The following is a 17,277-nucleotide window of genomic DNA, read 5'->3' on the forward strand; positions in this document are numbered from 1 at the left end:
AGCGTACCAGATCGAGGCGAGCGCACCTCCAGGAATCCGGCGGGTGAAGGTCGGGATCCTGCCGAGCTCGGCGCGGCCGCGCCCTCTCGGGGCGTTCGACCGGCGTGCGTCTCGACGAGCGGCGCCGGTCCATGGCATGGATGGGCCTCATGGCCGAGCGCTCCCTCTCGATCCCGATCGTCGGCAGCAGCCCTGTCTCGGGCGTGATCCACGCCCCGAGGACGCGAGCGAAGCGCTCCGGCCTGGCCGTCGTCCTCGGCCATGGCGCCGGCAACGACATGAACGCGCCCCTCGTCGTCGACGTCGCCGGGCGACTGGCGGCGCGAGGGCACACCGTTCTCCGCTTCAATTTCGTCTACAAGGAGCTCGGCCGGAAGGCGCCCGATCGGCAGCCGCTCCTCGAGAAGGCGTTCGAGGCGGCGATCGGGAGGGTGCTCGAGGACCGGCCGGAGCGCCTCGTGATCGGCGGCAAATCGATGGGCGGGCGGATCGCGTCGCTCCTCGCGGCCCGCGGCGTCCGCGCGGACGGGCTGCTGTTCCTCGGCTATCCGCTCCACCCCGCGGGCAAGCGCTCGCCGCTCCGGGACGCGCACCTGCCCGCGATCCCCGCGCCGCTCCTGTTCCTCCAGGGCACGCGCGACCCGCTGTGTGATCTCACGCTCCTCCGGCCCGTCCTGAAGCGCCTCGGGGAGCGGGCCAGCCTGCATGTGATCGAGGGCGGCGACCACTCGCTCGATCTCCTCAAGTCCGCGGGGCGGACCAGGGAGAGCGTTCTCGAGGAGATCGACCTCGCGATCGACGGTTGGCTGAAGGCGCGGGTCCTCGCCCCGCGCCCGAAGGCGCCGTGACGGCGAGCGCCCCCGGCCTGCCGGAATGATGGAGGCGCCAAGGCGCCAGGCACAGAATCTTCTCTTGGCGTCCTCGGCGCCTTGGCGGCCCCAGATTCTGCGCTTCTCTGGTGTCAACCAGGTTGTCGCTCCAGGGGCGTCCGGCCCGAAGGGGCCGGACGGTGATATGGCGATATCTCCGCCGATCCTGCGACATCGTCTCATCGGATTCGGGCCTGGAGCGCTCGGCGCGCGCCATCGTACGATGCTCTCCGGCCGAACGCAGACCTCCCGCTGCGGGCCAGGAGAGCGCGACCATGCTCGAACAACTCGACCCTCTGTCCCGAGCTGCCCCACCCTCGGCGCGCAAGCCATCGCCGCGCGCCCGCGGCTATCCGGTGGTGGGGCTCCTCCCGGCGCTGGCGCGCGACGCGCCGAGCCTCCTCCGTCAGCTCGCGCGGCGGCACCCGGGTGAGCTCATCGAGCTCGACCTCGGGCTCACCCGGGCCTACCTGGTGACGCACCCCGAGCAGGCCCAGTACGTTCTCAACGACAACTGGCGCAACTTCACCAAGGAAGGCGGGATGTGGAAGCCGATCGGGCGGCTCCTTGGCAACGGCCTCGTGACGGCCGGGGGCGACGAGTGGCTCCGGAACCGCCGGCGCATGCAGCCGCTCTTCTCGTCGCGGCAGCTCGCGGGCCTGGTCGATCTCATGTTCGATGTCGTCGAGAGCGACCTGCCGCGGCTCGAGGAGCGGGCTCGCGCCGGCGCCGTCGTCGACATGGACAGGGAGATGATGCAGCTCACCCAGCGCGTCATCCTGGCGACGATGTTCGGCGTCAGCGTCGGCCCCCGTGAGGCCGACAGCCTCGGCGAGGCGATCCTCGTCGCGTTCCAGGCGCTGAACGCGAGGATGTTCCTTTACTTCATGCCCGATCGCCTGCTCCCGGGCGAGCGCGCGCTCAGGGACGCGATCGTCAGGATCGACGAGGCGATCCTGCGCCTCGTCCGGGAGCGCCGCAGGAGCAAGGAGGAGCGGGACGACCTCCTCTCGCTGCTCCTGCGCGCGCGGGACGAGTCCGGCTCCGGCATGGACGACCGCCAGCTCCGGGACGAGCTCGTCACCATGTTCATCGCCGGCAACGAGACGACGGCGATCACGATGACCTGGCTCTTCTACCTGCTCGACAGGAACCCCGTCGTCGAGCGCAAGCTGCGCGCGGAGATCGAGGAGGTCGTCGGCGACCGGCGGCCGACGGCCGCCGACCTGTCGAGGATGGAGTACACGAAGATGGTGATCCAGGAGGCGATGCGCATGTATCCGCCTTCCTGGCTCCTGCCGCGCACGGTGAAGGAGGACGACCAGATCTGCGGCTATCCCGTGCGCGCCGGCGCGACCCTCATCGTCAGCCAGTACGTCATGCACCACGACCCGGCGTTCTGGGAGGCCCCCGCGGAGTTCGACCCCGAGCGCTTCACGCCGGAGCGCTCCGCCTCCCGCCCGCGCTACGCGTACATGCCGTTCGGCGGCGGCCCGCGTCAGTGCATCGGCAACCTGTTCTCGATCATGGAGGCGCAGATCCTGATCGCCGCCCTGCTCAGGCGGCTCCGCATGCGCCTCGTGCCCGGTCACCCGGTGTCGCCGCAGGCGCTGACCACCCTCCGGCCGCGCCATGGGCTCAAGATGACGCTCCACGCCGTGTGATCGGGCCGAGCGCGACGAGCGGCGGGCTCGATGAGCCGATGCGCCGCCGCCGTCGTCGCGCTCGCCGCGGGGCATCAATTGATGATGGCCGGGTCCTCGATCGTGAAGCACTCGACGGACGACGCCGCGTACTTGATCGCGTTGTACCAGAACTGCGAGATCTGGAAGACCTGCGCCGCGGATCTCTCGTAGCAGGGGCTGTTCGGGTCCGTGTACATCTGCGGATTGAGGCACGCGGCCGTCCCGCGCCACTGACCCGAGTAGGTCACCCACTCGTCGCCGAAGGCGACGACATGGCCCTTGCCGATCTCCTCGTGCACCGCGAAATTGTTCCTGCCGTCGGTGCTATCGACGGTCGCGGTCGTCGACTTGATCGAGCGCGCGATGTAGGCGCCCACGCTCTGGATGTTCCTGCCGATCGGCGTGTCCTGGTTCCAGGTGCCCACGGCCACGGGGAGGTCGCCGCCGAGCGGCAGCGAGCCGCCCCAGCAGTTGCAGTTCGCGCAGCCGTTCCGCGCAGGGTCAATCAGGCCATCGGAGTTGAACTGGATGTCCGTGAACGAGAGGAGCTGGTTGGTCGCCGTGATGTCGTGGATGGTGCATCCCTGCCCATTGCACTGATAACCGCTCAGCGCGATGAGTCCGCCGCCGTTGTTGACCCAGTCCTTGAGCGCGTTCACCTCGTCCGGCGTGAACTCCCACGGCGCCCCGTCGTCGTTCTGCGCGCCCTTCGTCACCATCCACTGGAGGAGGATCACGTCGTACTTGGCGAGAAACTCCGCCGTGAGCGTCGGCTTCTCCCTGTTGTAGTTGTCGACCTGCGCTGTGCTCTGCGTGTTGAGCCAATCCTGGAGCGCCGTGGTGCTGTCGCTGCTGCACGGGCCCCAGACTCCTTCGCGGCCGATCGAAGCGATGTTGATGCAGGTGCAGTTGCCCGCGTCATCGCAGGTCGTCTCGTGACCGGCGTCGGGCGGCGGGTCGCCGCCCGGACCCGTGCTGTTCAGCCCGATGTCGCCCCCGGGATCCTCGCCGGTGCTGGTGGTGCTGACGCTGCTGACGCTGCTGGCGCCGCCGGAGCCGCCGGCGCCCTGGCCGACCTCGGCGTTCCCCGTGGTGTTGCCGTTGCCGCCCGATGAACAGGCGATGACGGGCAGCCAGAGGGCGGCGAGCACAGCGCAGCAACGCGTCGCGAAATGAAGTCTTGTCATGATCCCTGAGACTATCACTTCCCGCGCCTTGCCGGAGATCCAAAATCATGCGGAGGCGCTCAATCCGAAGCGCTACAGGCTGCTTGATTTCCAGCTCCAGCCACGCGAGGGCCCCGCGCGACAGCTCCGGCCTGAGCGTCGCCCCATGCTCTACCGGCCGGGCAAGCGCAAGCAATGATAGGAGCGTGGCGATCGGCCAGCGCGGTGTCTGGGCGCCGCTATGCGCACGTGTGGCTGCGGGTACGTGTGGTGTGGGCGAAAGAAAGCGGTGCTGGAGGAACGTTCGGGAGTGCGGGTGCCGGAAGCGTGCTACGCGGTTTCGTGAGCTCTCGCAGGGCTTGCGTTTGGCACACAGCGTCAGACGTCGACGCGCCGGGGTTGCCGGGAGAATTGAAACTCTATACGACGGGTGTCGACACCTTGCTGGAGTGTTGAAATTCAATCTGGAGGGTGTCGACAGGTAGTGATCGCGTTTCAGGCAAACGCAACCACTACCTGTCGACGCCCTCCGGGGACCATTGAAATTCAATCTGGAGGGGGCGACACCTGCCGGGGAGAGTTGCAGTTCAACCTGGAACCTGCGGGTATCCACCGCGCTAGATAATTCGGCTGTGACTATGTTCTGCGCCGTCTGCCGAGGCTCCTCAGGCTAGCGCTCGCCCTCTGCTCCTGCCTGCTTCTCCTCCGCGGCGCGCGCCTCGTTCAGCGCGAACAGCCGGTCGATCAGCGCGTCCTCGAACGCGCTCCGCGCCTGCCGCTCCTCCGGCGTCGCTGGCTCCGCGTACGGGGGGACCTCCACGCCGTCGAACCTGTAGGCCGCCAGGACGGCCCGGTCCATCTCCTCGTGGAGGCCGCGCAGCTCGACGATGCTCGGCTCCTTGCACCTCGGGTCCTTGATGAGGTTGTACGTCTCCGTCAGCCCCAGCCGTGACGCCAGCATCCACCGCGCGCGGGCCGCGTAGAGGCGCTCGCCGGCGGCCTCGAGGCGGCCTCCCTCGGCGAGGTGGTCCGGGCGAGGGAAGGGGAACGTCTCCACGCAGTCGGACGGCGCGTACCGGAGGCCCTCTCCCATCGTCGAGGAGAGCAGCCGCGCCCAGGACTCGTGCGCGCGCGACTGGAGCACCGCGAAGCGCGCATAATCGTCGATCGCGAAGACGCACAGCTGGTCCGAGAACGTCCGGCCCGCGGGCTGGAAGGCGAAGCAGAGGTGCTTCGTCACCCGCGCTGCGACGAGGCACCGCTCGAGCGGCGCGATTTTGCGCCGGAGCTCCGGCCGCGTGTTGGCGAACTGCCACCACCGCGCCCGGTGGCCCGCGTCGATCCCGGTGCCCTTCAGGCGATCCCGCGCGGGCTTCACCCTGTTCCGCACGATCGAGAGCAGCGCGGGCCACCGGCCGGCCTCCTCGAGCCCGCGCTCGCCGAAGTCGATCACGTGGCGGTGCGGGCTGTGCGAAGGGGACGAGTTGACCTCCTCGCCGCCGAGGAACGGGCGGAGCACCTCGCCGGCCGCAGGATCGCCCGCGAGGAGCGCGCGCGCCTCGCCGTCGGTCAGGACGAAGCCGTCGCCCCGGAGGAAGCAGCCGATGAAGCACAGATCCCGGCTGGCCTCGAGCGGGCGCGGGTCGGGGCGCTCGGGCATCGCGCGCAGGTGCGAGTTGATGTGGCCCACAGGCACGCCGTCGAGCCGCGGCGGAGGCACGCCGTCGCCCGGCGACATGCCCAGCGCGAGGTGGACGACGGCGACGTGGACCGCGGCGTCTCCTGGCCACGGGACGCTGCGCACGGCGTGGTAGATGAGCGCGCCCCCCGCCTCCACGAGCGGCCTGAGGCCCGACCGCCGGGTGTCGCCCTGAGCTATCGTGTTCGTGGCGATGAGCCCCACCGTCCCGCGGCGCCCGAGCAGCGCGGCCGCGCGGCGGAAGAAGTGGGCGGCCAGATCGGTGTTCTTCGTGGCGCCGTGCAGCTGCTCGAGCCACGCGGCGTAGAGCTCGCCGTGATCCGTCGAGATCCTCTTCCCACCCAGGAACGGCGGGTTCCCGACGAACGCGCAGAGCCGCGCCGGCTGCGGCTCGAGGGCTCCGCCTGGCGCGTCCGGGCGCGGCTCCTGGAACACCTCCGGCAGCTCCAGCGGCCAGTGGAACGCAGGCAGCGGCGGCGGCCCCCCGGGCGTCCCCTCGCGGAGCGCCCGCTGCATCGACAGGAGCTCTTCCGAAGGCGGGCCGCCGCTTCGGAGCCACGCGAGCGCAAGCGCGGCCCGCCGGTCGCGCTCTTTCAGCCGGTCACGGTCCTTCTCGTGCGCGAAGAACGCCCCCACCACGAGGTCGCCGAGAAGCCGCGCCCGGGCGAGCGCCTCGTCCGCCTCCTCGGCGAGCCGCCGCCGGAGCTCGAGCGCCCGCGCTACCGCGGCGTCTATCGCCTCGCAAAACGGTGATGCCGGCGCGGCGGGCTTCCAGTGGAAGCCGCGCAGCTGGGCAAGGTCGAGCCCGACGAGCGAGTCGCCGTGCCGGAGGGCGTGATCGACGAACGTGAACGGCTCGTCCTGCGCGCGCGTCACGAGCCAGAGCGACAGCCTCGCCAGGCTCACCGCGAAGGGGTTCTTGTCGGCGCCGTAAAGGCAGCGCCGCGCGACGAGCCGCCGCGCGTGGCTCAAGGCGCCCTCGCCCGGCAGGGCGAGCCGCGCCGCCGCAGCAGCGTCGCCGCGCGCGGCCTCCCGCGCCCAGGCGGCCATCACCTGGTCGGCCAGGTACCGGCACGCCTCCATGAGGAACGCGCCGGAGCCCATCGCCGGATCGCAGATCGCGAGCCGGAGGAGCGCCTCGGACGCGGGCTCCTCGCCCAGCTGCCGGAGCAGCGGCTCCAGCGTCCTCGCGACGATCGGCGCGGACAGGCTCCTCGGGGTGTAATGCGAGCTCGTCCGCCGCCGCTCGGCGATCGGCTGGAGGAACAGCCGCCCCGCCCCGAGCATGTCGGTGTCTCTCGCGCGGAGCGGTCCGAGCGCCTCGAGGACGCCGGCCGTCGTCTCCGCTGTGACGAGCGCCTCCCCGAGCCTCCCCGCCTCCCGCCGCGAGATGCCTGCCCGCTCCGCGAGCCATGCGGTCCGTCGCGCCGTCGGCTGCGCGAGGGCCTCGGCCGCGCCCACCCAGACCCTGTCGGGCCGGAGGCACACCGTCGGCCCGGCGGCGCGCTCGACCCGGTAGCCCATGAGCGCCTCGTAGAGGCCGCCGAGCTGCTCGACGTCGATCGCCCGGTACGACAGCGGGCGCCCGTCGAGCACGAGGAGCCGCTCGAGAACCGCGTGCACCGTGCCGTCGTCCACCGACGGCGCGCGCGGCGCCGCGGGGGCGTCCGGCGCCGCGTGTTTCGTCGGCCTCGCGCGGTCCGCTGGCGGCCCTGCGCGGTCTGCCAGCTGCGCGCGCTCCGCCGGCCCCGCGTGTTCCAGGAACGGGTATCGTTCGGGGTCGAAGAGCGGCCCTCCCCGCGCCGGCAGGGTCAGCTCGGGGCGGCGGAGCCCGTGGAACATGGCGCGGAACAGCGCGACGAGCCGCGGCCACGCCCCGAAGCGCCGCCGCAGCGCGCCCGGGCGCGCGCCGCGCTCCGCCGCGAGCTGCTGGAACAGCGGGCGCACGCCGAGGTGCGCAGCGTAGTACGGGTCAGAGGCCGGCAGGAGCCCGCGGTCCTCCGCGTGCAGCAGGAAGACGAGCCGGAGGATCGCGGTGAGCAGGCCGCCGTGGAGGTGCTCCGGGCCGCGGGCGAGCGCGTCCTCGAGCGCGCCCGTCCCGTCGCGCTCGGCCGCGTCCTCGAAGCCGCGGAGCAGGACGCCGAGCGCGTCGAAGGCCCGATCCGCGAGCGCGCCCGCGACGTCTGCCTGCTGCGCCCTGCTGTCCCCGGGGACGGGCTGATCCATGCCGAGCGCCCGGAGTGTACGCGAGCGCGGCGTGCTCTGCTGCAGGTTCTAGCTGCGCGGGGCCTTCAGGGCTTGATCTTGGCCGCGAACGCCCGTGTGACCGCCGGCCTCGCCTTGACCGCCTGCTCCCAGCGCGCGAGGTTCGGGTACGGCTCGAGCGCTACCCCCATGCGCGCGGCCCCGGAGATCCACGGAAACGTGGCGATGTCCGCGATCGAGTACTCGTCGGCGAGGTACTCGGACTCGGCGAGACGGCCGTCGAGCACCTTGTAGATGCGGTCCTGCTCGTTCTGATAGCGCTCGATCGCGTAGGGGATCTTCTCGGGCGCGGCGCTGCGAAAATGGCCGAGCTGGCCGAGCATCGGCCCCACCGCGCCCATCTGGAACATCAGCCACTCGATGACGCGCGACCGGGCCGGCTCGCTCGCGGGCAAGAGCTTGCCCGTCTTCTCGGCGAGGTAGATGAGGATCGCGCCCGACTCGAAGACGGTGACTGGCCCGCTCGGAGGGTCGTGATCCCGGAGCGCGGGGATCTTCCCGTTGGGGTTGATGCGCAGGTACTCCGGCGTTTTCTGCGCGCCGGATCCGATGTCGATGGGCTTGATCTGGTAGGCGAGCCCGAGCTCCTCGAGGAGGATGACGGGCTTGTAGCCGTTCGGCGTGGTCCACGTGTACAGGTCGATCATCTGGTGCTCCCTCCCATCGGCGGTGCCCCCGGCACCCGTCCCGGTAGCCGCGGGGATGGTCCTCGGGTGACCCGCGGAGGTCAAGCGAGGGCTGAACCGGGCGGAGCGTCGGAACTGGTCGACCGCGGTCGAGCGGGAGCGCCGGGCATCGCCCGGGGGCCACATGGCGAACGCCGTCACAGCGCGCGCGACCCTAGGCGGTAGAGGCGGGCTGCTCCTACCAGGAGAACCGACCCGCCACTGCCGGCTCCACGCTGACGCCAGACCATGCGAGCGTCTGGATGAAGCGGACGCCGCAGGTCGCCGCGACTGCCACGTGCTGCGTCGATCGGTAGCTCGCCCCGGCCTCCACGGCCGGGAGTATGCTGACTGTGATGAAAGAGGCGGAATTGGCGCTCTTGCTCCTGTCGATGGTAGGCTGCGGCTCTGCCGGAGCGCGAGCTCAGCACGGTCAGCCCGATCTCGCAGCCAGCGCCGAGGTGGTTGGAGAGCTCCAGCTCGAGGAATTGTTGCATCAGCTGGACCTACTCGAGGCCGAGGTCTACGCGCATTCCCCTTCCGAGGCCCCCGGCAACCCGATCGAGCGCTGCGCGGACCACGATCGCGAGGTGATGTCCAGGATGCTGGCGTTCAAGCTCCTGATGGGAAAGCAGCAGAAGAAGGCCGCAGATATCAAGTACTATACCCTGCTGCAGACGGGGAAGCCGGGGGCGCTCTTGCCTGCGATTCAGCTGCGGAGATATTACTTCGAGGGTCTGCTGGAGTGTGTTCTTCGCTTGACTGGCACAGGCCCACGAAAGGCGCGAGAGGAGAGTTACGTCTCGCTGCTGACGCAATCAAATTTCGAAGCCGAAACCAGCCGTGGCATCGTCCTGGTCGATTTCATGACCCACGGGTGCGGCCCTTGTAAAATCATGGCGCCTGAGTTGGAGAAGCTCGCGCGTCATCATCGAGGAGAGCTCCGCGTCGGGAGGTTGACCGTCGACCGGCACCCGGAGCTGAACGAGAGGTTCGATATCGCCACCTTTCCTACCCTGCTTCTTCTCAAGGATGGAAAGGAGGTGGCGCGTCTGGATGATGTTCGCGACTATCCACGGCTGCTGTCATGGGTGCAGAGCGCGCTACCTGGGGAGATCTCGCCCATGAGCGCGAAGTCGGTTCCCGATGGCCAAGCTCCTGATCGCGACACCGAGTAAAGTAGGGCTGCGAGGAGCAGCGACGTGATGCTCCCGCCCTCGGCCGCCTGGCGATGGGAGGTTTTGAGAAGCGCTCCTAATTCGAGCATGGCGGTAGACGTCAGGGCGGAAGAAGGAGCTGGGTGATTGTGCCCCGTCGTCCTTCACCTTGCCCCGGCCAGTGCCCGAATGAAGCCAGCCGCGCCCTCAATGGCGTTCAGCCAGTCAGCTCCCTTGCGGTCCTGCCTGTTCACCGGTCGTGGGAGCCTGCCATCCCCGCACCACGCGGTCGGAGACCGCCTTGGTCCGCTCCGAATGGTCGAGCAACCTGCCTCAGAACGGCGGTTCTCCAGGTGGCCTCTTCGCTGCTTGACGGGCAGAGGTTGGTGTTGGTACGTTCGGCCACAGTATGAACGTGTGTGGACCACTCGACTCGGCGAGAAAGCCGATGAGATATCTGCTGGGCCTCTTGCTCGCTTTGCTCACCTGCAGCTGCTCGATCCTCGATCCCGACGACCGCGACGAGCTGAGACGCCGGATCGCGGCGCTGCCTCCGGCCGAGATGTCGCTCATGAAGAGGACGATCATGAACGTCAAGGCGATAAACTGGCTGAACGGAAAGTATGAAGGCGATCAGGTGGGCAAGCTCCAGTGCCGCTACCAGGCCGGCGGTCAGTGGAGCAAATGGACCGACCAGGAGCCGACCCACACCGTCGCCGACATGCTCGAGTGTCTCATTCGAAGACCTTTTGCCGTGACCTACATCATGTGCAAGGACGAATGGGAATCGCTGGAGCGTCAGCTCAGGAAAACCGACCTCATGAACAGTCTGCCGGTGCCGGGTGGCACGAGCATCGATTGCCGTTACGTGTGGGATTTCCGCTACGAACCGGAGAAGGTGCCTCCTGAGCTGATCGACCCCAACGAGATCTCGGCGGATGATATCATCGATGCCATGATCGCCTTGCCCGCGCCGCCTCCTGGATGGGCCGCGCCTCAGCTCGCCCCGCTCCTCTGCCCGCTCGGCGCCGGACCGGGCTGGGGGTGCCCTCCCAGGCCGACCGACACGGACGGCGAAGAGCCTGCGAACCCGACTGGCGGAGAACCCGGAGACTATTGATGAACCCTTCGGCGGGGGCGACGCCGCCCATCGTACGCCGCTTCCTGCGCGAGGTGGCCATTGGATATGGGCTCTTCTCGACCCGGGATCCCGAAGAATGGAAGCCATATTTCGAGGACCTCGGCAAGCTGTGCGCCGAAGCATGGCGCGACGACCTGCCGGAGGAGGACCGTGCATGGGCGGCTGCGCGGCGCGAGCGATTCAGGAAGTGGGTCGAGGGACCGGGGCCGAACGGCATCGGCCCGCAGGCGACCGCGAGCGCCCTCCAGAGCGACCACAGCGCCGTCCCCGGACGGTTCACTCCACCGTGGCCGATGTTGCTCGACGCCGTCGAGGGCGCGTTCCTCTCGTTCCTCGATGGCTTCGAGGCGGCGCCTGCCGGCGAGAGCGAAGATGCTGCGGCCGAGGCGATGTCGCGCCTTCACCGGACCTATCTGTGGCAGGCCCTCTCGTCCGGCGACACGGCCGAGAAGCACGGGCGCATGGCGCTCCGCGCCTTCCAGAGGGGGTTTGCGCTAGGGCGCGGCGGTAAGCCGGGTTCGATGCAGAGGCCGATCCCCCCGATGCTGGAGCCGCCGTGGTACTGGGGGGCTGGGCTGCCGGAGTACCCCGGACCGACCGCCGCCCGAGAGCGAGCGATCCGCGCCCTGCCTGACGCAAACGATCGGAACGAGTGGGCCTTACGCAAACAGGAGCTGCTCGACATCTACGCCAGCGCATGGCGGGAGGACGTCCCGGACGAGGACCGCGAGTGGGCCCAGGCGTACCGCGATTGCTGCACCGGGCACGTCAACCGCCGCCGCCTGGAGGCAATCGCTCGGAGTGCCTATGAGAGCTACCTCCAGAGCAGCGGTGGGGTGTTCAACGGGGCGCCCGGACGAACGTGGCCGAATCACACCAGTCGGGAATTAGAGCCCTGGCGCGCTTTCGCGGAGCGCGTCGATGACGCACCCGAAGGCGAGAGCGAGCTCGAAACGGCCGAGGCGGCGGCTCGCGAATACTGGGATACCCTCTATCGGAATGCCCCGCCGTGGGACAGCGACCCGGACCGGGCGCACTGGCTCGCGGCGGCCCGCGCGGCCCGCGCCAAGGCGCTGGCCGGCTATGAGCTGCCGGAGCGACGTTGGCTCCGGTGAAGGTCGATGACGCGCCCGAAGGCGAGAGCGAGCTCGGCACGACCGAGGCGGCGGTGCGACGAATGGGACATTCTCTGTGAATTTTCCGCCGTAGGATCGCTGTCCGGCCCAGGCATGCCGCCGCTGAACTCGAATGCCGACGCCGGCGTCGGCGTGACGACGAGGTCACAAGCGAAGAGCTGGCCGACTTCGCCCGGGAAGCGCATCGACACGGTGGATGATGACTACCTGTCGTAATCTCTCAAACAATCAGTGGTTTCACCACTGTCCTCAGGGCACGATTGGCGGTTCAAGGGTGCCGCCCTCATCTTCCGCTCGGCCGCGGATGTACTTGGACGCAAACTGAGCGGCCAGCTCCACAGCGTGGAGTGGATCCGCACCAGCTAGCTGGCGATCGAACGCGACCTCGTCTCCCCACACGATCGTTACACTGATATCCCAAGGTGCGGGATCGTCGGCACCGCGCACCTGCTTGACATCGAACAATCGCACGACGACGTTCTGATGGGCGTCTCCACCGAATTTGTACTTTAACTCGATCGTGATCATCGGCACTTTCTATCGCAGTCGCGGTTGCAAACAGCGAGTTCGTTCGTGCATTCAGACAGGCAATTCTTATCTCCCCTGGGACAATTGTTGCGACAATTCACCCATATCTGGTAACACAGATCCTTGCAGTGCTCCAAGCAGTCATTCTGCGCACCGGTCACCCACCGGCACGGGCCGCACGATTGCACTCCCGAGTCGAGGTGTACCCCGTTGGCATATTCACATCGTTCCTTGGCTTCGTCCAGGCTCGAATGTTGGCCCTGGTAGAGCGTCGTGCAGGTACCTGCCTCCCCCTGTCTCTTGCACTGAGCCGAACCGGACTTCCACGTGACCGTACATTCGGCGACCTGTGAGCCGCCGCATGGGTCCTCGTCGTAGCCGGTATGGTTTTGCGGCTCTAGCGGGACATACCCGAAGCCGCCGACCCCACCCGTGGGGGTGATGATGCTCCCGCCGGCGCCTTCCGTTCCGTCGCCCCGGACGTAGCACTCTCCCAAGTCGAAGTTACACGCCGTAATACCGAGAAATAGAAAGACGATCAACCTCTTCATTTCGACTCTCCCCCGAACCGCCAGATGGGCCCGGCCGTGACCATCAGGACCATGCTGCCGGGAAGGACACGGCTACTCCCGCCGGCCCAGTCCACGTTGACGCTCGTGGACACCCCCAGACGCCCGGCGAAGTACCAGTCGGACTGGGCGCGGCCGCCCGGAGCAATCCCCATCACGCGATCGCAGATCACCGCGCCGCACACCCGCATCAGGTAGATCGACAGAGACGGCCCGAGGCTCACATTGCCGGTCTTCGTGGTGTACCCAAAGGTAACCGCCGTCCGATCGTAGACCCCGACGCCTGCCCCTGGAACGATGCTGAGCGCATTGTGGACTTCGAACCGGAAATCGCTCGTCCTGCGCCACAGCCACCCGACGAAGGGGCTTACGGCGAGCTTGGGCTCGGTCCCGACCTGGATCCCGCCCACGCTCACGCCGCCGCTGAGCTCGAGTGCCAGCGCGGGCGCGGGAGCGACGACGAGGGCACACGCGCAGAGTAGGCGGACCGCGCCCTGGAAGCGCATCGACATGGTGGAGGAGGCGAAGGGAACCGAAATGCTTCGGAGGCGTCAAGTTTCAGCTTCGCGAACTGCCCCCGGTTGGAAGAACCTTACTCCTGCGGGAGTTCGTCCAAAGCGGCTGGGCTTCACCCCCGGCAGGGCACCACCGGCCCCCTCTCGCCGGCGCCAGGAGCGCGTGGGCGGCGTCCCGGCGCCGCGCCGCATCGGACGCCCTACCCTCACTTTCCGTGACAAATCCGCACGAGCCGCCGCAATGCTCTCGGCCGTGAGTCCGCCCATCCCGTCGGTATCCTGCCGCCCCAGGATGGTATAAAGGGGACGCCCCGCTGCCCCGGGTCGGCGGTGCGTCGGGTCCCCTCGTGTGGGCCGAGGAGTTCCATGGGTGCTTCTGGACTGGCCGCTCGCTCCCTGCCGGCGGCGACGCTTATCTCGCTGGCGCTGTGCTCCCTCTCGTCCCAGGTGCACGCGGAAGGCCCGCCGCCTCGCTCGCCGGAGCTCCTGGCGCTATTCCGCGAGGCCGACGAGGCGATCGCTCAGCTCGATGTGGGCGGCGCTCGCGCGATCTGGGGCCGGATCCACTTGCTCGAGCCCTCCAACCCGGCCCTGTGCCAGCTCGGACAGCTCGATCGACGCCTCGAGCGCTGGGAGACGGCCGCCGGGGAGCTCTCCAAGTGCATCGAGCGGATGCCCGCGCCGCAAGACGCCAGGGAGCGCGGGCTCTTCGAGGCGCGCCACGCGGACTTTGCCGCCGTGCGCCAGCACGTCGGCGAACTCGAGCTGAGTCCGCCGCCTGGCGCGGAGCGCGTCCTCGTCGCAGGGAAGGACGTGGACGTGAGACACAAGGTCTACGTGGCACCGGGCGAGCACGAGATCACCGCGATGGGCCCCCAACGATTGTTCGCTCGGGCGCGCGTGAAGATCGAGGCGGGAGAGGCGCTGAAGCTGCCCCTCACCTATGAGGTAGCACCCCCGGCGCCGGCCCCGGAACCAGCACCGGCGCCGAAAGCCCCCCCTGCGCCCGGACCGCACGACGCCCCAGCCGTCAAGGGTCCTGTGCTCGGTAAACCACCCCCTGCGCCCGGACCACCCCCTCCGAGCGCGCGCCAGGCGGGCGCGAACCCGTGGATCGTCGGGACCGGTGCCTTCGTCGCCGCGAGCCTGGTCGGCACCGGGATCGGGCTCCACGTGGCCGCGATCGACGCGAGCCAGGAGGCGACCCGGCCGAAACAAGAAATCGACACGAGTGGGCGCGACCCATCGCCACCCGACCGCGACCCGTCGTCACCCGACGGCGCCGACAACACCTACGAGCAGGCGATCGGCGCCTATGAACGCGCCAACCGGCTCCACACGTGGGGCGCCGCCGTGCTCATCGCCGGGGCAGTGGTCAGCGGCGCGGCGCTGGTGTACGTCGTCCTTCCGCGCAACGCCGAGATCCGGGCCCACGCCAGCGGCGCGGAGGTGCGCTTCGTATGGTAGCCGTCGGCGACACCTGGGAAGGCTACGAGGTCCTGAGCGAGATCGAGCGGGGCGCAGTGGACACGTTCCTCGCGCGGCCGCTCGGAGACACCACCGGCCTCGTCCGCTTGCACATCCGGGAGGGCGCGCGGATCCAACCCGACCTGTTCGCCGCCGAGCTCGAGCGCCTGCAGCGCGTGGCAGCCGAGATCCCCGAGATCGTCCCCGCCTGCTACGGGGGAACCGCCGGCTCCGTCGCCTGGGCGGTGTCGCCCGTCCAAGGAGGCGCCGTCCGGCTCGTCGACGCGATGCGAGGGGTGAACCTCGGGCCGGCGGTCTTCAAGACGCTCATCGACCTCGGAAGCTGCCTCGCGCGCGCCCACGCGCTCTCCGCGATCCATGGCCTGCTGGGTCCGGATCGTGTATTCGTCGTGGGCGAGGGTCGCTACGCCATCACCCATTTCGGCTTCGTCCGCCTCTTTGATCTCGGCGCCGACGACGTGCTCCGCGAGGCGAACTACGCGGCGCCAGAGTTGCTCTCCGGGGGTCGCATAAGCCCCCGCACCGACATTTACGGATTTGGCACCCTCCTCTACGAGCTCGTGTGTCAGCGCGAGTTCTCGGTCGAAGAGGAGATTCTCCCTCTCGCGCCGGAAACCACGGCGACCCGTGGCGCCGCGGCGATCCCGACCGTGCTCCAGTGGACGATACGCCGAGCCCTCGCGGAGAACCCCAAGCGGCGGCAACCGAGCCTCGAGAACATCCTCGCGGTCTTGATGCCCTTCGCCCGCGAATGGGAAGAGCTGGAGGGACCGCCCGAGCTTCCCCATGACAACCCCTTCCTGGACGTGTCCGCCTCCCGGCGCCAGCCGCGCGAGACGGCGATGGACCTCGGGACCGACGACGAAGCGCCGCTCGCCTCCGGCGAACGGGCGGGAGGGATCGGTGCGCCGCCGCCGTCGCTCCCGTCGGTGCCACCGGACACGCTCAAGACCGGGACGATGCCGCAGAACGACGTCGGCACGCCGCACGCGCCTCCTGCCACGCCGCGGTTGCCCGTCGCCGTCGAGGTGCCGGAGCTCGATGCCTTGCCCCCGCCACCGCCCGTCGTGTCTCTCGGTGCGCGCTCGGGCGAGCGAAGACGCCTTCGCAGGCCCCTGCTCGGCTACGCGCTCGCGCTGGCATCCCTGCTGGCAGCCGCTTGGTTCTTCGTCCTGTGGCAGCGCGCGCCTCGGCCCGTGGACCCACGGCCACGGGTCGTCCACGTCGCAACTGCGCAGTCCTCCGCCGCTCCGCCCGCGCCCGTTCCCTCCGGCACCGCCGAGGCGCTCTCGACGCCCGAGCTGCCCAAGAAAGTGCCATCGGAGTGGTCCGACGAGCGCCGCCGCACCGTCTCTGTGCCACGACCGGTCCACGGGTCGTCGACATCGAGGCGGGAGCCGCTCGACCACGCTCGGTTCTATCTGTCTGCAGGGAACACAGCTTACTGAGAGACGGAGCGGAGAGGACCCATGATGCGATGCGGGCTACCGTCTGCACTGATCGCGTTCACGCTCACAGCGTGCCTCGACCTGGACAACTTCTATATCTATCCCCCGAAAAAAGAACAGGAGCCCATGTGGCTCTGGTCCGGCGACCACGAGGACGCCGCCCCGTGTCCAGGGGATCGCAAGATCTGGTGGGAGGGATGGGTGGACGAGGTTTTTCCACCGGAGTGCGGCCCGTGTGCGTGCAGCCCAGCCCGCTGTGCCCCGCCCACGGGCGTGACGAGCCACGCGGCGGCGTGCCCCGGCGAGGGGCTGCCGAGCTCGCTGGAGGCGGACGATGTGCTCGACGCAGCGTGTACCGTTCCCGCGCTTTCCATCCCGGCGAGCTCCTTGGCCTCGGTAACCTACCGTCCGCCCACCCTCGCCCCGTGTACGCCGTCGCCCACGCCCGAGCCGCCGCCCATCGACGGAATCTTCGCGAGGGCGTGTCGGGCGGGCCAAGCGAACGAGACGCCTCCGCCGGGCTGGTCGCTCTGCCGTCCGCCCGAGGACGACGGAACCTGCCGGATCGAGTTCCCGATCCGGCGGGAATTCAGCACGCTGGGGCCGGATGATCGCACCTGTTCTCCGTGCGAGTGCGGCCCGCCGAGCGGGGGCAGCTGCCGCATGACGGTCACGCTGTACGGCGACACGCGCTGCTCCCGCCCGCTCGACAGCGCGGAGCTGTCCGACACCGACGTCCCGCTGTGCCATGACCTCACGGCGCCGGCGGAGCTGACCGCCTTTCGGGTCGACGTGATCCGGCGGGAGGAGGGCGCGTGCACTCCGAAGCGCGCCACGTCGATGGCCTCCGGCACCATCGAGAAAGGCGAGCACCATGTCGCGTGCTGCCGCGACTGACCCTTGCGCCGGGCGGCACACGATCGGAACAGGACCATGACAGCGCATC

General features: G+C 69.2%; 13 protein-coding genes. 8 read left to right on the forward strand and 5 right to left on the reverse strand.

Annotation, left to right across the window (positions count from 1 at the left end):
* Window positions 1-149 precede the first annotated feature (149 nt).
* Window positions 150-848 (forward strand): alpha/beta hydrolase family protein, encoded by a 699-nt coding sequence (locus tag WMF19_RS12670; RefSeq protein ID WP_437899319.1) that lies wholly within the window; start codon window positions 150-152, stop codon window positions 846-848.
* A gap of 296 nt (window positions 849-1,144) precedes the next feature.
* Window positions 1,145-2,533 (forward strand): cytochrome P450, encoded by a 1,389-nt coding sequence (locus tag WMF19_RS12675; protein WP_437899320.1) that lies wholly within the window; start codon window positions 1,145-1,147, stop codon window positions 2,531-2,533.
* 74 nt (window positions 2,534-2,607) lie between these two features.
* Here WMF19_RS12675 and WMF19_RS12680 read toward each other — a convergent pair whose 3' ends face one another.
* The 3 genes from WMF19_RS12680 to WMF19_RS12690 form a co-directional block, all read right to left on the reverse strand.
* Window positions 2,608-3,741: a hypothetical protein gene (locus WMF19_RS12680; protein ID WP_437328898.1), complete on the reverse strand. Its 1,134-nt coding sequence runs from the start codon at window positions 3,739-3,741 to the stop codon at window positions 2,608-2,610.
* A gap of 649 nt (window positions 3,742-4,390) precedes the next feature.
* On the reverse strand, window positions 4,391-7,645 hold the full coding sequence (locus WMF19_RS12685) for a DNA methyltransferase (RefSeq protein WP_437899322.1): 3,255 nt from the start codon (window positions 7,643-7,645) through the stop codon (window positions 4,391-4,393).
* 65 nt (window positions 7,646-7,710) lie between these two features.
* Window positions 7,711-8,331: a glutathione S-transferase family protein gene (locus WMF19_RS12690; protein WP_437899323.1), complete on the reverse strand. Its 621-nt coding sequence runs from the start codon at window positions 8,329-8,331 to the stop codon at window positions 7,711-7,713.
* A 362-nt stretch (window positions 8,332-8,693) separates the two neighbouring features.
* Between WMF19_RS12690 and WMF19_RS12695 the strand changes: the two genes are divergently transcribed.
* The 3 genes from WMF19_RS12695 (at window position 8,694) to WMF19_RS12705 (ending at window position 11,762) form a co-directional block, all read left to right on the forward strand.
* Window positions 8,694-9,527 carry a thioredoxin family protein gene (locus WMF19_RS12695; protein WP_437899324.1) on the forward strand — a complete coding sequence of 278 codons (834 nt, stop codon included), beginning with the start codon at window positions 8,694-8,696 and terminating at the stop codon, window positions 9,525-9,527.
* 427 nt (window positions 9,528-9,954) lie between these two features.
* Window positions 9,955-10,626, forward strand: coding sequence for a hypothetical protein (locus tag WMF19_RS12700; protein WP_437899325.1), 672 nt, complete (start codon window positions 9,955-9,957; stop codon window positions 10,624-10,626).
* Window positions 10,626-11,762 carry a hypothetical protein gene (locus WMF19_RS12705; protein ID WP_437899326.1) on the forward strand — a complete coding sequence of 379 codons (1,137 nt, stop codon included), beginning with the start codon at window positions 10,626-10,628 and terminating at the stop codon, window positions 11,760-11,762. Before WMF19_RS12700 ends, WMF19_RS12705 begins: the two co-directional genes overlap by 1 nt.
* 270 nt (window positions 11,763-12,032) lie before the next feature.
* On the opposite strand, the gene WMF19_RS12710 is transcribed toward WMF19_RS12705, so the two are convergent.
* Both WMF19_RS12710 and WMF19_RS12715 read right to left on the reverse strand, forming a co-directional pair.
* The gene (locus WMF19_RS12710; RefSeq protein ID WP_437899327.1) at window positions 12,033-12,311 is read right to left on the reverse strand and encodes a hypothetical protein; all 279 of its coding nucleotides are present in this window, start codon (window positions 12,309-12,311) and stop codon (window positions 12,033-12,035) included.
* 547 nt (window positions 12,312-12,858) lie between these two features.
* Window positions 12,859-13,392: a hypothetical protein gene (locus tag WMF19_RS12715; RefSeq protein WP_437899328.1), complete on the reverse strand. Its 534-nt coding sequence runs from the start codon at window positions 13,390-13,392 to the stop codon at window positions 12,859-12,861.
* A 369-nt stretch (window positions 13,393-13,761) separates the two neighbouring features.
* Here WMF19_RS12715 and WMF19_RS12720 point away from each other — a divergent pair, with 369 nt between their 5' ends.
* Genes WMF19_RS12720 through WMF19_RS12730 form a run of 3 tightly spaced genes read left to right on the forward strand, consistent with a single transcriptional unit; the run spans window position 13,762 to window position 17,228 of the window.
* On the forward strand, window positions 13,762-14,862 hold the full coding sequence (locus tag WMF19_RS12720) for a hypothetical protein (RefSeq protein WP_437899329.1): 1,101 nt from the start codon (window positions 13,762-13,764) through the stop codon (window positions 14,860-14,862).
* Window positions 14,856-16,331 (forward strand): protein kinase domain-containing protein, encoded by a 1,476-nt coding sequence (locus WMF19_RS12725; protein ID WP_437899330.1) that lies wholly within the window; start codon window positions 14,856-14,858, stop codon window positions 16,329-16,331. Before WMF19_RS12720 ends, WMF19_RS12725 begins: the two co-directional genes overlap by 7 nt.
* Before the next feature lie 21 nt (window positions 16,332-16,352).
* Entirely contained in the window at window positions 16,353-17,228 is an 876-nt protein-coding gene (locus WMF19_RS12730; protein WP_437899331.1) for a hypothetical protein, read from the forward strand.
* The last annotated feature ends 49 nt before the right edge of the window (window positions 17,229-17,277 follow it).

Source organism: Sorangium sp. So ce124, from assembly GCF_051525235.1.
GTDB lineage: Bacteria > Myxococcota_A > Polyangia > Polyangiales > Polyangiaceae > Sorangium > Sorangium atrum.